Below are 16,035 nucleotides of genomic sequence, written 5' to 3'. Positions count from 1 at the left end.
GCCGTCTAACTGCCGCGATAGGTGGAGCAGGAATAAGGGCTGATCAGGAGCGGCAGATGGTAATGATCCTGTTCACCGGCGATCACCACATCAATGATCGCCGAGTGATAAAGCGTCTCACGACCGGTGGCGGCAAAATACGCGCCGATATCCGCACACAAGCGGTAATGCCCTGAGGCGACCGGTTCCGGTGTTAATTTTGCGGCACGACCATCGGCATCCGTTTGGGTTTCGCTGACAAGCGTGATGTTGTGCCCTTCCACCCTTTCCAGCCAGACGCGCACATTGGCCGCAGGCTGCCCTGACGACGTATCGAGAATATGGGTGGTGACTTTCGTTTTAGAAACAGAGGTCATGACTGAAATATCTCCTTTAAACGCAGCAAGGTAATTTCTTTGAGTTGTTGCGCCGTTTCGCGATCTTCATCGTCCGGTAAATTCTGTAGCCGCCGTTGCAGATTATCCAGAATCTGCTCTGCGCTGCGCCCTTTGGCGCGGATCAAAAATACCCGTCCGAAACGCTGTTCATAACGCAGATTACCGTCATGCAACGCATCAATCACTGCCTGCTGGCTGATATTGAGCGTCGCCTGTTCGCCACGGGAAAGCTGCGCTTCTTTGCCGGTGCCGCTGGCCCGTTCACCGATGCGCGGATGCGCAGACAGCGCGCGGGCAATGTCTTCCTGCGTCCAGTTGTCACAGGCCGCTTCGGCACAGCGCAGCACATCTTCCACAGAAGAATAAGGCCGCGCCTCACTGACCGTTTTCGCCCAGGCCGGAATACCGACCAGCGGGCGCAACAGGGAAACGGCTTCGGTTTCGGATAACGCATTGAACGCTTCCGGTGTCATAAATGTCCCTCACCAAAACTCAGCACAGTATTAATATATGCCTGCACCGCGAATGCCACGTCACCGGAGGTAACAGACTCATCGGGATGATGGCTGATGCCGTCTTTGCAGCGCACAAACAACATGCCGACCGGCCAGCATTCGGCGATAGCAATCGCGTCGTGCCCTGCGCCGCTTGGCAGCGACATCGCCTGTCCCTGCAAGTGTAAAACGCTCTGGCTGAGACGATGCTGTAAGCCGGCGTGACATTCCGTCGCGCTGATGGCGTAAAACTGTTCGGCGGTAAACGTCAGCCCGCGACGTACAGCGATATCACGGCCCTTCGCCAGCAGCGTTTCCAGCAGTGCCGATAAATCATCATCACGCGGTCCACGCACATCCAGCGACAATTTCACCTGCCCCGGAATGACATTCACCGCGCCCGGCAGACATTCCAGCGTACCCACGGTTGCCACCGTATTGCGACCGGTGGCGGTGGTGATGCTTTCGATGGCCAGTGTCCATTCGGCTGCCGCAGTCAGCGCGTCCTGACGCTGCCCCATTGGTACGGTGCCGGCATGACCCGCATGACCGGTGAATTCACAATTAAGGCGACGCGCGCCATTAATCGCCGTGACCACGCCGAGCGGCACGTCCGCCGTTTGCAGGCACGGGCCCTGCTCAATATGCAATTCCAGATAGGCGCAAAAATCGCTGACCGCACGCTGTGATGCGCCGATATTCAGCGGATCCAGCCCGACGTGACGCATCGCCTGAGCAACCGTAATACCCTGCGCGTCCTGACGTTCCAGCCAGTCGGCGGGCCAGGTGCCGGTCAGTCCGCGACTGCCAAGCAGCGTGATGCCAAAACGTGTGCCCTCCTCATCGCAGAACCCGACGATTTCCACCGCCATCGGTAAACGGATGGCGTTCTGATGCAAATGCGCCACCACTTCCAGCGCGGTCAGCACGCCGAGCGGGCCGTCATAACGGCCGGCATTACGCACGCTGTCAAGATGTGATCCCAACAAAATAGCCGGTGCCGACGCATCCAGCCCTTCATAACGCCCGCAGATATTGCCGACGCTGTCCTGCCAGACGCGCATCCCGGCGGCGCTCATCCATTCGCCCACCAGACGGTTGGCTTGCAAATGCTCCGGCGAAAGATACACGCGGGTCAGTTGCCCCGGCGTTTCGCTGATGGCGGCCAGTGCGTCGCAACGCGCCATCACCCTTTCAGCGGCAAGCTTTGCGCTTTCTGAAACCGCAGCCAGCGTAAAGGCTTCAGCCATTACTGACCTCCTGCGTAATGATCCCAGGCGGCCTGCGCCCCTGCGCCGTATTTCGACGCAAAGCCCAGACGGTTAAGCACCGCTTCCAGCGCCACCAGCGTCTGCAGCACACAGTCTTTACGGGCGTTGTAGCCCATGGTGCCGATGCGCCAGATTTTTCCGGCCAGCGGGCCAAATGACGTACCGATTTCAATGCCGAAGTCATTAAGCATGATCTGGCGAACCTGTTCGCCATGAACGCCCGGCGGAATGACCACGCCGAGCACGTTGCTCATGCGGTTATTCAGGTCACCGAACACTTCCAGTCCCATGCCCTGAATGCCGGCCAGTAATGCGCCACCGTGCAACTTGTGGCGTGCGATACCGGTATCCAGCCCCTCTTCCAGAATAATGCGTGCGCATTCGCGGGCTGCGAACAACATGCTGGTGGCTTCGGTATGGTGATTCAGACGCTCCGGCCCCCAGTAATCCATGATCATGCCCAGATCGAAATAGTTGGAGTAAATCATCTCTTCGTCACCGTCAGCGTGATCCGCCGTACGGATGCCCTGCTCGACGCATTTACGGCGGCGAATTTGTTCTTCAAAGCGCGGGCTGATGGTGACCGGTGAGCTGCCTGACGGGCCGCCGAGGCATTTTTGCAAACCGGCAGAAACGGCGTCCAGCCCCCAGGCATCGGTTTCCAGCGGATTGCCGCCAAAAGACGCCGTGGCATCGGAGTAGAACAGGACGCCGTGACGGCGGCAGATTTCCCCCAGTTGCTCCAGAGGCTGCAACATGGTGGTGGAGGTGTCGCCCTGCACGGTCAGCAGCCAGCGCGGTTTCACCGATTTAATCGCATCTTCGATTTGCTGCGGGTCAAACACTTCGCCCCACGGCGCTTCGAGGGTGTGCACTTCGGCGCGGCAGCGGCGGGCAATCTCGCACAGCAAATGACCGAAGCGGCCAAATACCGGCACCAGTACTTTGTCGCCCGGACGGATACCGGAAAGCAGCACGGCTTCAATACCGGCGCGTGAGGTGCCGTCGATCAGGAACGTCCACTGATTGTCGGTTTTATACAGCGCACGGTACAGCGCCATAACTTCGTTCATGTAGCCGGTCATCACCGGATCATATTGCCCGACCAGCTGGCTCGCCATCGCCCGCAGCACGCGCGGATCGGCATTGATGGGCCCCGGCCCCATCAGCAGACGGGTTGGCGGGTTGATTTGTCCGGGAGTAATGAAATCTGACATAGTTAATCCTTTACAATGTTAGCTTGCTGCAGCCTCATTTAAGCCGCGTACGGATGCGATAAATTGTCTCAGCTCGGGGGTTTGCGGATTGGCAAACAACGTCCGGCTTTCGCCCTGTTCCCACACGGTGCCCTGATGCATAAACACCACGCGGTCGCCCACTTCACGGGCAAAATTCATTTCGTGCGTCACCAGTACCAGCGTCATGCCTTCTTTCGCCAGTTGCTCGAGCACTTTCAATACTTCGCCGACTAATTCCGGATCCAGCGCTGAGGTGATTTCATCACACAACAGCACTTTCGGGTTCATGGCCAGCGCACGCGCAATCGCCACGCGTTGCTGCTGACCGCCGGAAAGGCTGGATGGGTAATAATCCATGCGATCCGCGAGGCCCACTTTCGCCAGCATCTGTGCGGCCAGTTCACGGCACTCGGCAGCAGACTTTTTCAGCACCCGGCGTGGTGCCAGCATGACGTTTTCCAGCGCGGTCATGTGCGGGAAAAGATTAAAACTCTGGAACACCATGCCAACGGAACGGCTGATATCACGCGCCTGGGAATCGCGGTCGGTAATGGTCATTCCGCCCAGTTTAATGCTGCCTTCCTGATAACCTTCGAGCCCGTTCATGCAGCGCAACAACGTGCTTTTCCCTGAACCGCTGCGACCGATGATCGAAATCACTTCGCCGCTGTCGATATCCAGATCCACGCCTTTCAGTACGTGGTTCTGGCCGTAAAATTTCTGAACCTGATTGATGGTGATCAGCGGCATTACTGTTTCTCTCCACGCAATGATTTTTCTAAATGCTGGCTGTAACGGGACAGCGGATAGCACATCAGGAAGTAGCCCAGCGCCACTAATCCAAACACTTTGAACGGCTGATAGGTCACGTTATTGAGCATGGTTCCGGCTTTGGTCAGTTCGACAAAACCGATAATCGAAGCCAGCGCGGTACCTTTCACCACCTGCACGGAAAATCCGACCGTCGGCGCAATAGCAATACGCAGCGCCTGCGGGGTGATCACCCGCCATAGCGTCTGGCCGAAATTCAACCCGAGACAGCGCGACGCTTCCCACTGGCCTTTCGGCAACGCCGCAATACTGCCGCTCCAGATATCCACCAGATAAGCGCTGGTATACAGCGTCAGCGCCAGCGCGGCAGCAGTCCACGGGCTGACGTTGATCCCGAACAGACCCAGCCCGAAGAAAGCCAGGAACAACTGCATCAGCAACGGCGTGCCCTGAAACAGCTCGGCATAAAGACGCACAAACCTTCCGGGCCAGCGGCGTTTGGTGAGACGCAGTAGCAACAACGGCAACGTCACCAGCGTGCCGCCAATAAAGGCAGTCAGCGACAGCAACAATGTCCAGCGCGCCGCCAGCAGGAGATTGCGCACAATGTCCCAGTCGGTAAAGGTCATCATGAGTTTTCACTCCCAAAGACACGGCGTCCGGCCAGCAGCAGCAACTGACGCATTGCGACGGACAGCATCAAATAGAACAACGTGGTGACCAGATACACTTCAAAACTGAGGAATGTACGCGACTGAATTAAGTTTGCGGCAAACGTCAGTTCTTCATAGGACACCTGCGAGACCACAGAAGACCCGAGCATCACGATAATGCACTGGCTGACCAGCGACGGATAAATGCGTTTCAGCGACGGCGGCAGCACGATACGCAGGAACGTCTGGCTGCGGGTTAATCCCAGCACACGTCCGGCTTCCCACTGGCCTTTCGGCGTCACCTGAATACCGGCGCGGATAATCTCCGTGCTGTACGCACCGAGGTTAATCAGCATCGCCAGCAGTGCCGCTTCACCGGCGGTCATTTTCAGGCCGATAGCCGGCAGGCCAAAGACAATGAAAAATAACTGCACCACAAACGGCGTATTACGGATGGCTTCGACATACACGCCCCATACCGCACGCAGGGTTTTATGGTTGCCGCAGCGGATGGCCGCGCCGCAAATGCCGATTGCGACACCGCCAACCGTTGCCATTACCGTCAGCTCAATGGTGGTCCATAAACCGGCCAGCAGTTCCGGCATATAAGGCCATAGCGCGCTAAAGTTAAGCTGATAGGTCATGAAAGATCTCCGTCAAACCCTGATTACGCGCCGATGGAAGCAGGCAGCGGTGCCTTCATCCATTTTTCAGACAGCGTATTCAGCGTCTTGTCTTTGATGCCTTCGGCGATCAGTGCATTCACTTTGTCTTTCAGCGCAGGTTCGTCTTTACGCAGACCCACGTAGCACGGCGAATCTTTCAGCATCACTTTGGAAACCGGTGCCTTGGCCGGATTCATGCGGGCAATGGCTGCCACCACCAGGTTACCGGTGGCGATGTATTCCACCTGACCGGACAGGTATGCAGACAGCGTAGTGTTGTTGTCTTCATAGCGCTGAATTTTGGCATCTTTCGGCGCCACGTCTGTCAGTGCCAGATCTTCCACTGCACCACGGGTCACGCCGATGGTTTTACCGGACAGCGCTTTCAGGTCGGACAGTTTGTCCCCCTGCGCACCAAACACGCCGAGGAAGAACGGTGCGTAGGCATTGCTGAAATCGATGACTTTTTCGCGCTCAGGATTTTTACCCAGGCTTGAAATCACCAGATCGACTTTATCCGTTTGCAGATAAGGTACGCGGTTGGCGCTGGTGACCGGCACCAGTTGCAACTTAAGTTTCATCTTATCGGCCAGATAATGTGCCATATCGATGTCATACCCTTCCGGCTGCAAGTCCTTGCTCACCGAACCAAACGGTGGGAAATCCTGAGGAACGGCCACGCGCAGTACGCCGCGTTTCTGAATATCCTGTAACTGATCGGCCATGACGGCAGATGCCTGAAGCACCAACATTGCCGCACCTGCCCACATCAACAGCCGTTTGTTCATGTTCATAGATTATCTCCGGTGAAAGGTTTTTGAAACGATAGATTCTTATATTTATAACTCTGCAACGAATGTGCCAAAACCAGCACAGCGAAAAAAATGCGGACAAAATCACGGTACCACAAGGAATTAGAAAATTGAGGATACGATCAGGAGGGATTTTTTTGCCCTGAATCAGGGCAAAAGGACTGAAAATAAGAAAATCATGACGCACTAAAAATGTGCAAAGGCACCAGAAAAGCGCTCAGTTTGTTCTGCAAACGGGAATCAGCGCTGCTCAAGCTCATCCAGATCGTTATACAAATCGCTTATCTGATGAATGCGCTGCCGGCCTGAGGTGAGCATCTCGTGCAGCAATGCGTTGCTGAGTAAATTCGCCAGACTCATGGCGGAAGAATAGCTGTCAAACGCCGATACGCTGTCGAGAGGCGCGGCCAGATGCCAGGTTGCCAGTGGGATCAGCGTCTGGGCCTGCGGCTCGCAGATCAACAACACCGGCACGCCCATCGTCTGTAATTGCGTGAGAACTGCCTTCGCCATGCGCGGCCTGCGGCGGAAGGCAACGAAAATCACCACATCCTGCACAGTCAGATCCACCAGTTCTTCAGCCAGCGTCTGGCCCGGTTGCGGCATCATCATCACGCCAGTGCGTACCTGAATCAGTTGCTGACGCAAATGCAGCGCCACCGGATAACTGTTGCGAAAGCCCAGCAGGCGCACCTGCCGCGCCTGACTGAGGGCGGCGATCAGCGCGCCAAACTGTACGCCATCAATCTGATTAATCCACTGCGTCAGGTTGGCCATTTCCTGCTTATAATGCCGCGATAACAAAGTGTTGCCCTGCACCGCATCGCGACTGTCCGTCAGCGGCATACCGCTCTGGCGCAGGGTGCGCATTTCATCGCGCATGTCACGGTAACTCGGATATCCCAGGCGCTTGAACAGCCGGCTGACCGTGGCTTTCGACACGCCGCTCAGCCGTGCCAGTTCGGCGCTGTTATAACTCATCAGGTCGTCAATACTGGCAAAAATAAAGTCGGCCACCCGCTGTTCCTGCGGCGTCAGCTCTGCGTAATGGTCACGCAGACGTTCATCAATCTGTTTCATCCCCGTCCCTTTTGTAACCAATGTTTCAGCGGAACATACCATGCACTATGCTTGCCAATGCAAGCTAAATTATGAGTGAAAGCGTGAAGATTCTGCCGATGTGGAACACCTCTTGCTTAACTTTATCCCTACGCGCCCACATCCCTGCATGCGCGGGCAGCATAAAAAAAGCGTTTCAAAAAGGACATCGCATGATTAACAGTAACAGCGCGCCGCTGGGCATGGCGGTCACACCCCATCATCTGGCGAGCCAGAGTGCGCTTGCAGTATTGCGCGAAGGCGGCAATGCCATCGAGGCGATGGTGGCGGCGGCCGCGACAATTGCCGTGGTCTATCCGCACATGAACGGTCTGGGCGGCGATGGCTTCTGGCTGATTGTGCCACCGCAGGGAAACCCGGTGGCAATAGATGCCAGCGGTGCCGCAGGCTCCCTCGCCACTCTCGATTTCTATGCCGGTGAAACGCATATTCCGCATCGGGGACCGAAAGCCGCGCTGACAGTCGCAGGCACTGTCGGCGGCTGGCAGGAAGCGCTGAATGTGTCGGCTGAATTTGGCGGCGAGCAAAAACCGCTCTCCCGCCTGCTGCGTGATGCCATTCGTTACGCTGCTGACGGCATTCCGGTAACGGCCTCGCAGGAAGCTGCGACCCGTGCCAAACAACACGAACTTGAAAATTTCAGCACCTTCGCCGACGTTTTTCTGCCTAATGGCGATGTCCCCCGCGCCGGAAATCGCTTTACCCAGCCGCAGCTGGCGCAGACATTATCGATGCTGTGCGAGGACGGGCTGAACAGTTTCTATCGTGGTGAGCTGGCCGACAATATGGCCGCCGACATGGAAAAGCTCGGCATGCCGGTCACCCGCGCTGATCTCGCGGCTTACAAGCCTCAGCGTCGTGTGCCGCTGCGGCTCAAACACAGTAAAGGCGAAATATACAACCTGACACCGCCGACGCAGGGGCTGGTTTCACTGGCGATCCTCGGCCTGACTGACCGCCTGCCGCTGGAAACCCTGGATGAAAGTGCGACGATTCATAGCATTGTTGAGGCCACCAAACTGGCGTTCGGCCTGCGTGACCGTTTTATCACCGATCCGCGCATGATGACGCAGGATGCCCAGAGCCTGTTGGATCCCCAATATCTGGATGCCCTCGCCACACGCATCAAACCCCACAGCGCTGCCGACTGGGGCAAAGGTAAAGGACCGGGCGATACCGTCTGGATGGGTGTGATGGACAGCAGCGGACTGGCTGTTTCTTTTATCCAGAGTATTTATCACGAGTTCGGCAGTGGCGTGGTGCTGCCGGGCAGCGGCGTGTTGTGGCAAAACCGTGGCGCGTCCTTCAGCCTCGATGCAGGGCATTTACTGGCGCTGGCGCCGGGCAAACAACCGTTCCATACCCTTAATCCTGCCGCCGCACGCTTATATGACGGGCGCACGATGGTTTACGGCTCAATGGGGGGAGACGGACAGCCGCAGACGCAGGCCGCCGTGTTTATCCGCCATGTGGTCCAGGGACAATCGTTACAGCAGGCGATCAGCGGCCCGCGCTGGCTGCTTGGCCGTACCTGGGGCGAGAGTTCGGATTCACTGAAACTGGAAAGCCGTTTTGCCTATCCGACGCTGGCGGGCCTGAGACAGCGTGGTCACGACGTCGAACTGTTGCCAGATTTCAGCGAAGCCGTCGGCCACGCTGGCGCGATCGTCCGCCATACCAACGGCATGTTTGAAGGGGCCTCCGACCCGCGCAGCAACGGCAGCGCAGCCGGATTTTGATCAGAGTTCGCTCATGAAAATTGATAAGGAAGCAGCATGAAAGAGACATCCGCAGCGACCAGCTGGGCCGCCTATATCTGCCAGATGGAATCCGTTCTGGCGCTGGAACTCGACGACGCACGTCGTCAGGAATTGCTGGTGCAGTTCAGCCGCATCGCCCAAATGGCGCAACCCCTGATGGATTTACCGCTCGATGCCCGACTGGAGATTGCCGGGGTATATCGCGCATGAAATCGCTTGATCACTTTACGATAAGCCAGTTACATCGGGCACTTGCGCAGGGGGATATCTCCGCCAGAGAAATAGCCACTTTCGCGCTTGATGCCATTGAACAGGCGAATCCGGTCATCAATGCTTATACGCATATCACCCGTGAACGCATGCTGAGTGAAGCTGCAAAAGTTGATAAAATCCGGGCCAGCGGCGCAACATTGCCTCCGCTGGCGGGTATTCCTTATGCAGTGAAAAACCTGCTGGACGTGGCCGGGGAAGTGACGCTGGCAGGCGCAAGCCTTAACAGCAACAATGCCGCCGCACGTCAGGACGCCTGGACGGTTTCACGCCTGACCTCACAGGGTGCAATGCTTTCCGGCATGCTGAATATGGATGCTTACGCGTACGGCTTCACCACGGAAAACAGCCATTATGGCACCACCCGTAACCCGCGGGATCTGTCGCGTGTGGCCGGAGGCTCTTCCGGCGGTTCAGCCGCTGCCGTCGCTGCCGGGCTGGTACATTTCAGCCTCGGCAGCGATACCAACGGTTCGATCCGCGTGCCGTCCTCGTTAAGCGGTATTCTGGGCCTGAAGCCCACCTTCGGGCGGATTTCACGTCGCGGCAGCCAGCCGTTTGTTGCCAGCCTCGATCACATCGGGCCGATGGCCCGTTGCAGCGAAGATTTGTCGCAGGTTTATGATGCCATTCAGGGCACGGATCCGCAGGATCACTTCCAGGCCGATAAGCCTGTGACCGGGACATTTTCACTGCTTAAACGCGGGCAGGAAGGTTTGCGCAGTGCCGTTTTGGGCGGATATTTTTCCACCTGGTGCGATGATCACGCCAAAGTAGCCGTAAGTCAGGTCGCGCAGGCACTGGGAGCGCAGGAAGAAATTGAAATGCCACAGGCCGAACTGGCGCGTTCCGCTGCGTTTATTATCAGTGCGTCGGAGGGCGGCAATCAGTATTTGCCAAAACTGCGCAGCATACCGGAACAGTTTGAGCCGCTGTCGCGCGAGCGCTTACTGGCGGGGGCGATGATCCCGGCGGCATGGTATGTTCAGGCACAGCGTTTCCGTCAGCAGTTTCAACAGCAAATCTTGTCCTTGTTCGATCATTGGGACATTCTGATCGCGCCTGCCACACCGTGTCCGGCGACCCTCATTGGTCAGGAAACCTTTCACATCAACGGTCAGGATCTGCCAACGCGCGCCAGTATGGGTATGCTGACGCAGCCGATTTCGTTCCTCGGCCTGCCGGTGGTAACGGTGCCGGTCACCACATCAACCGGTCTGCCGATAGGATTACAACTGATAGCGCCACCGTGGCGCGAAGACCTTTGCCTGCGCGCTGCCCGGGCGCTTGAGCAGCAGGGGATCGTGAAAGTGAGCAGTTCTCCGGTGATGCCCGCCTGACAGCCTGCATCTCCGTTTTCCAGGGTGAAGTGAAAAGAGTAAAGAGAGTCACTATGAAAACTGAACATATCGACCGCCCGGCGATCCTTGCCGAAATGAACGCGGCATTTTATCGCTATGAACAGGCGCTGATCACTAACGATACCGCCGTCCTCGACGAACTGTTCTGGCACGACCCGCGTACCGTGCGCTACGGCGCGGGAGAAAATCTTTACGGCATTGACGCCATCCGCGCATTCCGCATAGCACGATCGTCACAAGGGTTAGACCGGGAACTGGTCAATACCACCATCACCACTTTTGGCGACGACATGGCGGTCGCCAGTACGGAATTCCGCCGGGAAGGCAGCGACAAGATTGGCCGTCAGCAGCAAACGTGGGTGAAGATGCCAAGTGGATGGAAGATTGTGGCGGCCCATGTGAGTCTGATGGTTTGACCGAACCATTGGGCGGTTCAGCTTTGGAAAGCTGAGGAAACTTTTTTCCGGTTTCACCGAAGGGGAGTTTTGGTTACCACCGAGGGGAAATCTGAACGGTGATAATTTCGGTTTCTCAATAATAGCGATCACTTATCGCGCTGCGCCGAAACCGCCCAAAAGGGGAAAGTGCTTTTCCCCTTTTGGATTTCCCTACGCTTTTTCAACACGCGCTTCGCTCGCTGGCTATGTTCCAGTTACCACCGTGACAGGCTGGAAATCTTGCCGCTCTGCGGTTCCTTCTCTCGGTCTTCGAGCCATAGGTCTCGAAGCCGCTCCGTTCAGCAAGATTTCTGAATCGCCCGTGGGCTTTTTAAAAAAATATAGTGAGGTTGTGAAGTTGAAGCCTGAGGCCGGTTCCAAAATCGCGCCGGAGGAGAGGTGGAAAACCGCGCGTCTTTTTGCGCGGGTTGTAACCCGAACGGAGGGCACCGCGGAGCGGCGGGATTTTGCGGCTATCGCTATGGCTTATGAAACATAGCCAACGAGCAGAGCGCGCAGTGAAAGAGCCTGGGATTCTTAAGGGGTGCGGCGATAGGCGCCCCTTAAGGCCAGTTTGGGCGGCGAGCCCAAGGTTTTGAATTTGAATTTGAATTTGAATTTCGGGATTAAACACCGAAATGTTTAACCCAGTGATCCGCAATGTCCTGCCGTTTACACACCCATACCTTCTCATGTGACCCGATGTAATCGAGAAACCGCTGTAAAGCCCGAAACCGCCCCGGGCGGCCCAATATCCGGCAGTGCATCCCGACCGACATCATTTTCGGCGAGGTTTCGCCTTCTTCGTACAACACGTCAAACGTGTCTTTCAGATAAGTGTAAAACTGCTCACCCGTGTTGAACCCCTGCGGGGAGGCAAAACGCATGTCGTTGGTTTCCAGCGTGTAGGGGATCACCAGATGCTGTTTCGTTTCACCATTTTCCAGTTTGACCGGCGTCCAGAACGGCAGATCATCGCCGTAATAATCGCTGTCATACTGGAACCCACCCGACTCTACCACCAGCTGGCGCGTATTCGGGCTGTCGCGTCCGGTATACCAGCCGGACGGTGCTTTGCCGAACAAATCGCGCAGAACGGTAATCGCTTTTTGCATGTGCTCCGCCTCCCCGGCTTTGCTCATGTCCTGATAATGGATCCAGCGCCAGCCATGGCTGACGACGTCGTAATCCGCCGCCTTGATCGCGCTGACGATTTCCGGATTGCGTGCCAGTGCCATCGCCACGCCGAAAACGGTCAGCGGTAAGCCGCGTTTCTGAAACTCATTGTGGATGCGCCAGAAACCGGCACGCGAGCCGTATTCGTACAGCGAATCCATCGACATGTGGCGGTCAGGGAAACTGGCGGCACCGATGATGTCCGATAAAAATTGTTCGGAACCTGCATCACCATGCAAAACGTTGTTCTCGGCACCCTCTTCATAATTGAGAACAAACTGCACCGCAATGCGGGCGTTGCCCGGCCAGTTGGCATGCGGCGGGCGTCCGGCGTAACCGATTAAATCGCGCGGATAGGCATCCGTAAAACCGTACTCAAAATCAGACATAATTATCTCTCAGATTCAGCCCGGCAAAGCGGCCAGACAAGGGTTTTTCAAGGGGATAATCCAGATCACCATGTTTACCGGTCGTCAGACGCAGAGCAGCCAGTGACTCGACCATTTTGACCGCCGCGCTGACGCCGTCGATTACCGGCATATTCAGCTCGAGTGTCAGTTCCTGCGCCAGATCAGCCATTCCGCCACAACCGAGGACAATCGCTCCGCTGCCGTCAGATTTTTTCGCCGCGATACACTGCCTGCGGACTTTTTCCTGCGCCAGCCCGCTGCCGTCTTCCAGCGATAGCACCGGCAGATCGATAGCGTGTAAAGCCGCGCAATGGCGTTCGAATCCATATTGATGCAACAAATGCCGGGCGATTGTCAGCGTACGCGGCAAAGTGGTCACGATAGAAAATCGCGTCGCCAGCATCGTTGCCAGATGCATCGCCGCTTCGGCAATACCGATCACCGGTGCACGCGCCAGCTCGCGGGCGGCCAGTAATCCCGGGTCACCGAAACAGGCAATAATATGCCCGTCGACACCGGCATCGCGCCCCGCTTTTATCTGCTGTAATACGCCGAGCACGGCAATCGCTTCATCGAAATGCCCTTCAATTGACGGTGCACCTTCTTCAGGGCAAACGGCCAGAATGTTTGTTTCCGGCGCCGCAACCGAACGGGCTGTTTGTGCCATGATCCCGGTCATCGCCTGGCTGGTATTCGGGTTGATCAGTTGTATACAAAGTGATTTGACCATCAGCCTGATTCCTTGCCGGTAACGGGTTTGTGCGTGGCAAAAATCTGCGCAAAATCGGGTGTCTGCCCGCTGTGCTGCTCAAAGTGCAGGCTGGCCACGATGCTGTCGAAATGGTGTGCCATGCTCGCGGTCAGCCCGGCAACATCGCGTTTTTTCAGCAGTTCAATAAGGTCATCATGGTCATGACAACGGCAACCCTGCTGCCACGGTGCACCCCAGGCGGCAATTGCCAGCGAGGAACGCAGGGTCAGTTGCGAGACAGACTCAGTAAGTACTTTATTACCGGAAATGGCCTGAAGCTGAACGTGGAACGCGGCGGAAAGGCGGATCGCAGCGGCACCATTACGTTCATCGTGAGCACGCTTTTCTTCCTGCACCAGTTTTTTCAGCGCCACCAGATGTGGCGACTGGCAATGAGCAATGACCAGCGGCAGGTTGGCGCACTCCAGGATTTTACGGGTCGCGAACACATCGCGCGATTCTTCCGCATCCGGGGTGGTGACATGCGCACCACGCTTGGGCAATAACGTCACCAGTTGCACTGCGGCAAGGCGCTGCAGGACACGGCGGATCCCCGTGCGGCTGACTGAAAACACCTCTGCCAGCGCTTCTTCCGGCAATTTGCTGCCCGGTAAAAGCTGGTGTTCCACGATAGATTTCACCAGCGCGTTATAAATATGGTCGTCCTTATCCTCGGTAAAATAGGCCGTATTCAGCCCGTTCCAACTGGTCATTGCCGTTACTCCGTATACCGTTCGAGAGATTAATCGTATACATGAAAGTGATTTTTTGTATACAAAAAATGAAATTTGGCCTGATTCATGCAGTGCTCCTGTGACTGCTTTTTAACTTTGGACAGCCGGCAGCCGGCTTCCGACTTTCACATGTTGTTTATGACAGGAGCACGATTTATGCCAAATCAGGAAATCACCTCCGCCACGGCGCCATCTGAACAGAGCGCCGGGATCATCAAACCTTATTACAGCCCGAAGCTGTGTAACGATGATTTAGCACCGACGCGTGACCAAAACTGGAGCTGGTACAACATATTTTCTTTCTGGATGTCCGATGTACACAGTATGGGCGGCTATGTTGTAGCCGCGAGCTTCTTTACGCTCGGCCTGACCAGCTGGCAGGTTTTGCTGTGTTTGCTGTGCGGGATTTGTATCGTGCAGATTTGTGCCAATCTGGTGGCGAAACCAAGCCAGCAGGCCGGTGTACCTTACGCGGTGATTTGCCGTCAGGCATTTGGCGTGTTCGGGGCGAATATTCCGGCAGTGATCCGCGGGCTGATCGCTTTCGCCTGGTACGGCATTCAGACCTATCTGGCGGCTAACGCGTTAATGCTGGTATTGCTGAAGTTCTTCCCGTCGCTGACGCCAATGACCCTCCCGCACTGGCTGGGATTGTCGGCGCTGGGATGGGTATGTTTCGGCATCATGTGGGTATTGCAGGCGATGGTGTTCTGGCACGGGATGAGCGCAATTAAGCGTTTTATCGATGTGGCAGGCCCGGCGGTGTATGTCGTTATGCTGCTGCTGGCGGGTTGGATCCTGTATAAAACCGGCCTGAGCAATATCTCTTTCACGCTGTCGACTAAAACCCTGACCGCCGGCCAGCAAGGCTGGGAGATGCTGACCGCCACAGCGCTGGTGGTGTCTTACTTCTCCGGTCCGTTGCTGAACTTCGGCGACTTCTCACGTTACGGCAAAAGCATGGGCGAAATCCGCCGCGGTAACCGCTGGGGCCTGCCGTTTAACTTCCTGCTGTTCTCGATTGTGACCGTCGTGATCGTTTCAGGGACACAATCCCTGTTCGGGCAGATGATCACCGATCCTATCGAAACCGTCAGTCGTGTTGGCAACAGCGTTGCGGTGGCACTTGGCCTGCTGACGATGATTATCGCGACCATCGGTATCAATATCGTGGCGAACTTTGTTTCACCGGCATTCGACTTCTCTAACTGCTCACCGCAGAAAATCAGTTTCCGTACCGGCGGGATGATCGCTGCTGTCGGTTCTGTTCTGCTGACACCGTGGAACCTGTTTCAGTCACCGGAAATCATTCACTACACGCTGGATGTACTGGGATCGTTCATCGGACCCTTGTTCGGGATTTTACTGGCCGATTATTACCTGATTAAGCGCGGGCATATGGATGTGGATGCGCTGTTTAATGCCACGCCTTCGGGTCGTTATTGGTATCGCAACGGATTCAACCCGAAAGCGATTGCCGCGCTGGTGCCCGCCGTGGTGATCGGTCTGATTATCAGCTTTACGCCAGGCCTGCATCAGGTCGCGAATTTTAGCTGGTTTATCGGTGCGTTTCTGGCCGGTGGCTTTTACCGTTATATCGCCCGTCATGACCGTGCAACCAGCGGCGAAATGCGCTTTATGAAGACTGAGGTGGAATAAATAAATCGGTACGACAGGGAAGAAAAAAGCCAGGATGGCTGAAACGACGAAGCCCTGAGTGATTTCTCACTCAGGGC

Annotated in this window: 17 protein-coding genes; 5 read left to right on the top strand and 12 right to left on the bottom strand. The window is 56.3% G+C overall.

Translation table 11 applies throughout. The annotated features are described in order from the left end of the window. Positions 1-5 precede the first annotated feature (5 nt). From uraH to ETV65_RS21145, 9 genes are all read right to left on the bottom strand, one after another. Complete coding sequence (uraH, locus tag ETV65_RS21185; protein ID WP_129955046.1) at positions 6-356, bottom strand: hydroxyisourate hydrolase; 351 nt, start codon at positions 354-356, stop codon at positions 6-8. Beyond that, the gene (uraD, locus tag ETV65_RS21180) at positions 353-850 is read right to left on the bottom strand and encodes a 2-oxo-4-hydroxy-4-carboxy-5-ureidoimidazoline decarboxylase (protein ID WP_129955045.1); all 498 of its coding nucleotides are present in this window, start codon (positions 848-850) and stop codon (positions 353-355) included. The genes uraH and uraD overlap by 4 nt, the downstream gene beginning before the upstream one ends. Further along, positions 847-2,121: an allantoate amidohydrolase gene (gene hpxK, locus ETV65_RS21175; RefSeq protein WP_129955044.1), complete on the bottom strand. Its 1,275-nt coding sequence runs from the start codon at positions 2,119-2,121 to the stop codon at positions 847-849. Before hpxK ends, uraD begins: the two co-directional genes overlap by 4 nt. Next, entirely contained in the window at positions 2,121-3,359 is a 1,239-nt protein-coding gene (locus ETV65_RS21170) for an alanine--glyoxylate aminotransferase family protein (RefSeq protein ID WP_129955043.1), read from the bottom strand. Before ETV65_RS21170 ends, hpxK begins: the two co-directional genes overlap by 1 nt. Positions 3,360-3,377: 18 nt before the next feature. Next, on the bottom strand, positions 3,378-4,130 hold the full coding sequence (locus ETV65_RS21165; protein ID WP_129955042.1) for an amino acid ABC transporter ATP-binding protein: 753 nt from the start codon (positions 4,128-4,130) through the stop codon (positions 3,378-3,380). Next, entirely contained in the window at positions 4,130-4,783 is a 654-nt protein-coding gene (locus tag ETV65_RS21160; protein WP_165383764.1) for an amino acid ABC transporter permease, read from the bottom strand. The genes ETV65_RS21165 and ETV65_RS21160 overlap by 1 nt, the downstream gene beginning before the upstream one ends. Then, positions 4,780-5,448: an amino acid ABC transporter permease gene (locus ETV65_RS21155; protein WP_129955041.1), complete on the bottom strand. Its 669-nt coding sequence runs from the start codon at positions 5,446-5,448 to the stop codon at positions 4,780-4,782. Before ETV65_RS21155 ends, ETV65_RS21160 begins: the two co-directional genes overlap by 4 nt. Positions 5,449-5,471: 23 nt before the next feature. Beyond that, a complete protein-coding gene (locus ETV65_RS21150; protein WP_129955040.1) occupies positions 5,472-6,263 on the bottom strand; it encodes a transporter substrate-binding domain-containing protein in 792 nt (263 codons plus the stop codon). Positions 6,264-6,521: 258 nt separating this feature from the next. Continuing rightward, positions 6,522-7,361 carry a MurR/RpiR family transcriptional regulator gene (locus ETV65_RS21145; protein ID WP_129955039.1) on the bottom strand — a complete coding sequence of 280 codons (840 nt, stop codon included), beginning with the start codon at positions 7,359-7,361 and terminating at the stop codon, positions 6,522-6,524. Positions 7,362-7,552: 191 nt separating this feature from the next. Between ETV65_RS21145 and ETV65_RS21140 the strand changes: the two genes are divergently transcribed. Genes ETV65_RS21140 through hpxZ form a run of 4 tightly spaced genes read left to right on the top strand, consistent with a single transcriptional unit; the run spans position 7,553 to position 11,207 of the window. After that, a complete protein-coding gene (locus tag ETV65_RS21140) occupies positions 7,553-9,139 on the top strand; it encodes a gamma-glutamyltransferase (protein ID WP_129955038.1) in 1,587 nt (528 codons plus the stop codon). Between the two features lie 36 nt (positions 9,140-9,175). After that, positions 9,176-9,370, top strand: coding sequence for an oxalurate catabolism protein HpxX (hpxX, locus tag ETV65_RS21135; protein WP_129955037.1), 195 nt, complete (start codon positions 9,176-9,178; stop codon positions 9,368-9,370). Further along, a complete protein-coding gene (locus ETV65_RS21130) occupies positions 9,367-10,770 on the top strand; it encodes an AtzE family amidohydrolase (protein ID WP_129955036.1) in 1,404 nt (467 codons plus the stop codon). Before hpxX ends, ETV65_RS21130 begins: the two co-directional genes overlap by 4 nt. Before the next feature lie 53 nt (positions 10,771-10,823). Next, on the top strand, positions 10,824-11,207 hold the full coding sequence (gene hpxZ / locus ETV65_RS21125) for an oxalurate catabolism protein HpxZ (protein WP_129955035.1): 384 nt from the start codon (positions 10,824-10,826) through the stop codon (positions 11,205-11,207). A gap of 647 nt (positions 11,208-11,854) precedes the next feature. Here the strand turns inward: hpxZ and puuE are convergent. From puuE to ETV65_RS21110, 3 genes are read right to left on the bottom strand one after another with little or no spacing between them, the layout of a single operon-like run. Beyond that, the gene (puuE, locus tag ETV65_RS21120) at positions 11,855-12,793 is read right to left on the bottom strand and encodes an allantoinase PuuE (RefSeq protein ID WP_129955034.1); all 939 of its coding nucleotides are present in this window, start codon (positions 12,791-12,793) and stop codon (positions 11,855-11,857) included. Further along, on the bottom strand, positions 12,786-13,544 hold the full coding sequence (locus ETV65_RS21115; RefSeq protein ID WP_129955033.1) for an aspartate/glutamate racemase family protein: 759 nt from the start codon (positions 13,542-13,544) through the stop codon (positions 12,786-12,788). The genes puuE and ETV65_RS21115 overlap by 8 nt, the downstream gene beginning before the upstream one ends. After that, complete coding sequence (locus tag ETV65_RS21110) at positions 13,544-14,278, bottom strand: GntR family transcriptional regulator (protein WP_129955032.1); 735 nt, start codon at positions 14,276-14,278, stop codon at positions 13,544-13,546. The genes ETV65_RS21115 and ETV65_RS21110 overlap by 1 nt, the downstream gene beginning before the upstream one ends. A 177-nt stretch (positions 14,279-14,455) precedes the next feature. Here ETV65_RS21110 and ETV65_RS21105 point away from each other — a divergent pair, with 177 nt between their 5' ends. Continuing rightward, positions 14,456-15,958, top strand: a complete 1,503-nt coding sequence (locus tag ETV65_RS21105; RefSeq protein WP_129955031.1) for an NCS1 family nucleobase:cation symporter-1 — start codon at positions 14,456-14,458, stop codon at positions 15,956-15,958. Positions 15,959-16,035: the final 77 nt, after the last annotated feature.

The sequence above is a fragment of the Rahnella sp. RFA10(1/100) genome (genome assembly GCF_004195115.1).
Lineage (GTDB): Bacteria > Pseudomonadota > Gammaproteobacteria > Enterobacterales > Enterobacteriaceae > Rahnella > Rahnella perminowiae.
Note: the sequence above shows the minus strand (reverse complement) of the source record. Positions and strands in the feature narration are given on the sequence as shown.